4 protein-coding genes are annotated in these 2876 nt (G+C 43.7%); 1 reads left to right on the top strand and 3 read right to left on the bottom strand.

Features of this window, described 5'->3' with window-relative positions; genetic code table 11:
* Positions 1 to 284: 284 nt before the first annotated feature.
* Positions 285 to 689, bottom strand: coding sequence for an Npun_F0494 family protein (locus I8752_RS21785; RefSeq protein ID WP_214434372.1), 405 nt, complete (start codon positions 687 to 689; stop codon positions 285 to 287).
* A 190-nt stretch (positions 690 to 879) separates the two neighbouring features.
* On the opposite strand from I8752_RS21785, the gene I8752_RS21780 reads away from it, so the two are divergent.
* Entirely contained in the window at positions 880 to 1317 is a 438-nt protein-coding gene (locus I8752_RS21780) for a peroxiredoxin (RefSeq protein WP_214434371.1), read from the top strand.
* Positions 1318 to 1489: 172 nt separating this feature from the next.
* On the opposite strand, the gene I8752_RS21775 is transcribed toward I8752_RS21780, so the two are convergent.
* Positions 1490 to 1903, bottom strand: a complete 414-nt coding sequence (locus I8752_RS21775; protein ID WP_214434370.1) for a hypothetical protein — start codon at positions 1901 to 1903, stop codon at positions 1490 to 1492.
* Positions 1904 to 1935: 32 nt separating this feature from the next.
* Entirely contained in the window at positions 1936 to 2823 is an 888-nt protein-coding gene (locus I8752_RS21770; protein ID WP_214434369.1) for an ABC transporter permease, read from the bottom strand.
* Between the last annotated feature and the right edge of the window lie 53 nt (positions 2824 to 2876).

Here is a 2876-nt window from a genome sequence, read left to right as displayed (position 1 = left end):
GGCAGAGGGGCGGAGGGGCGGAGGGAGTAAATTCTTCTCTCCCTTGTCTCCCCATCGGGTGACGCTTGCAAGCTCGCTAACGCTGCGCTAACGCAGCCGCCTGTGGAAGGAAACCCTACCAAGAGCGCTGTCTCACCTTGTCTCCCTTATTCATCGCGTCCTTGTACTTTCATCTCCCTGGCAAATTTCAGTTAGATTATGATAAAGACTTGATAAAGGAGTCAGATGCTTGCGTATATATTGTTCCCTTTGATTCCCTCATCCTAACTCTCTAATTTTCTCTTTTAAAAAGGTAGTCTAAACCAACGAATCATTGCATTGTACAGGCGATCGCTCAAGGAAGGAGCAGGCCAATTTTTTCCTTGGTATTGTTCCACCACCCGATGGCCTAGAGGAGTGAGGCGAAAACTATCTGTAATTCCCTGGCCATCGACTTCTCGGCGCAGAACTCCTACTTGGATTAGCCAGTCTAAAGTGTTATAAGATGCCAATTCTGACAAAGGACGTTTGGTGTAGCCATGCTGAACACCATTTTCACCCGCGATCGCATTCAATGACACGCTTTCATGTCGCATCGCTGCAAACAACCCCAGATTGAACGGCGAACAAACTAGCGATCGTTTAGCCCTTTCTACTGTGCTAGAAGGATAAGAAAAAGTTGGCGGGTTTTGGGAATCAACACTAGACATTTTGGATTTTGAGCAATTTTTTGAATAATGATTAATTTCAAAATAGCTATGTTTCAGTACCAGATACCTTATTTAAGCAGAATTTTTTAGATATACGTATTTGTGCTGTTTCTTTGGTAAGTCATTTAAATATTGTGAATTATTGTAAAATTTCAAAGGCATCAACAATCTGAAACAGGAAAGGTTCATTATGCCTCTAACAGTTGGTACGGATGCACCTGCATTTACCGTCAAAGATACTAATGGCAACACCGTCTCGTTATCTGATTTTGCTGGGAAGACAGTTGTTTTGTATTTTTATCCCAAAGATGACACTCCAGGTTGCACCAAACAAGCTTGTAGCTTCCGGGATGCCCAACCTGAATATCAAGGTAAAGATATTGTAGTGCTGGGAGTCAGTGCAGATGATGAAGCTTCCCATCAAGCATTCACTCAAAAATACAATTTAAATTTTCCCCTGTTGGCTGACAAAGACAAAAGCCTGATCGGTGCTTACGATGTTGATGGCGGTGGTTATGCCAAGCGTGTCACTTATGTAATTGACCCCAATGGCAAAATTATTCATGTTGACTCTAGCGTGAACACAGCCACCCATGCCAGTGATGTTTTAACTCAACTGGGCTTGTAGTCTTAGTTATTATTGAGAGTTGCGGCTAGCCTGCACAAATGCCTAAGACGAACCACACCACCATTGTGACTTGTGGCGATCGCACTAAATTCTGAGTCAGAAAATAACTCATAACTGGGCGATCGCGTTTCTGGCTCCTCAACACTATTTTGGTGAGGAGCTAGTTTTTCATTCAGTTTTGTTGTGAAGGGAGGGTAAACACTGGAGATGTCGCACTTCCAGGTGTACTAGGTGTAATTGTTGACGAGCTTGGCGTTACTGGCCTTTGTTGTTGACCTTGAAGCAGTTTTTGTTGCCTTGCTTTAAAGGCTGCTGCTGCTGAGTCTAGTTGTTGATTTTGTTCGTCATTATTCCAGTTCAGAGTTCCAAAATTTGCCCGATGAATCAGGTCAAACATGTCGAAATTACCTGAGTTATTACGGGCGAATGGATCGGTATTTTGGTCTGTTGTACTAGTACTAGGAAAAGCATCGCTTGGGCTGCTAATTTGAGCCAAGCTAGGTTGAGCCAAGAGGCAGGAACTAAAGCCTATTCCGGCTACAGTCGCCACAAATAATTTAACCGCTGGTAAAAAGTATTTTTTCATGAGTTTTGAACCTGAAATTTATCTAACTTATCTTAAGCAAGAGTCCGCCGTAGTTGGGGTTGAATGCTTAATAAAGCTAAAACAGCAAAGCCAAACAACACCAGCAACGCTCCACCAAATGTAACATCACCCCAAGGAGCCTGCATCACTACACTATCCAGTCCCCAATTGCTGTGGAGATAGAGATAACGAATCGGCTCAATGGCGTAGCTGAGAGGATTTAGGGTAGCCACAACCTGTAACCATTTGGGCATGAAAGATAAAGGTGCTAAAGCGGTGCTAGCAAATAACAGCGGTAAATTAGTCACAAAAATTACCGCAATCAATTCAATATGTCCGGGTAAGGCAAAAGCTAAACCGAGAGAGATCGCAGTCACACCCAAAGCTAGGAGGAAGACAATCAAAGCGATCGCACCTAAGCCTGCGGCATCAGGTAATCCAGCGCCCAGAAACGCTGCTGCTCCAACGATTGCGGCTGCTTGTAGTAAACTTTGGCTAATAATAAAGATTGCCGAAGCAAAGACAATCGAAAACCGTGACGCTAGAGGTGCTACTAATAACCGATTTAAAAAGCCGAACTCTCGGTCAAACATTACTGGTAAACCAGCATTTAACGCTCCGGCAAAAGCTGTAAATACAATTACACCCGCAGCCAAAAACTGACCGTAATTTGTCGTACTACCAAATAAGCCTTTGGGAGCATTTTGAAACAAAGCGCCAAACAACACCAACCACATTACTGGTTGAATGATTCCAGCAACTAAAGTTGAGGGACGGCGTTGCAACTGAATAAACAAGCGACGAGTTAAAGCCAGCGTCTCTTGTACCAATTCACCAAAAAAATTAGGAGCAGTATCAGCATTCGCTTGGGGCGATGCTATTTGCTGCCAATTCATCTCAGATTTAGGAGTAACACTCATAGCAATTAGGGATTAGGAATTGGGGATTGGGGATTGGGGATTGGGGATTAGGG

The sequence above is a fragment of the Dendronalium phyllosphericum CENA369 genome (assembly GCF_016056275.1).
Lineage (GTDB): Bacteria > Cyanobacteriota > Cyanobacteriia > Cyanobacteriales > Nostocaceae > Dendronalium > Dendronalium phyllosphericum.
Note: the sequence above shows the minus strand (reverse complement) of the source record. Positions and strands in the feature narration are given on the sequence as shown.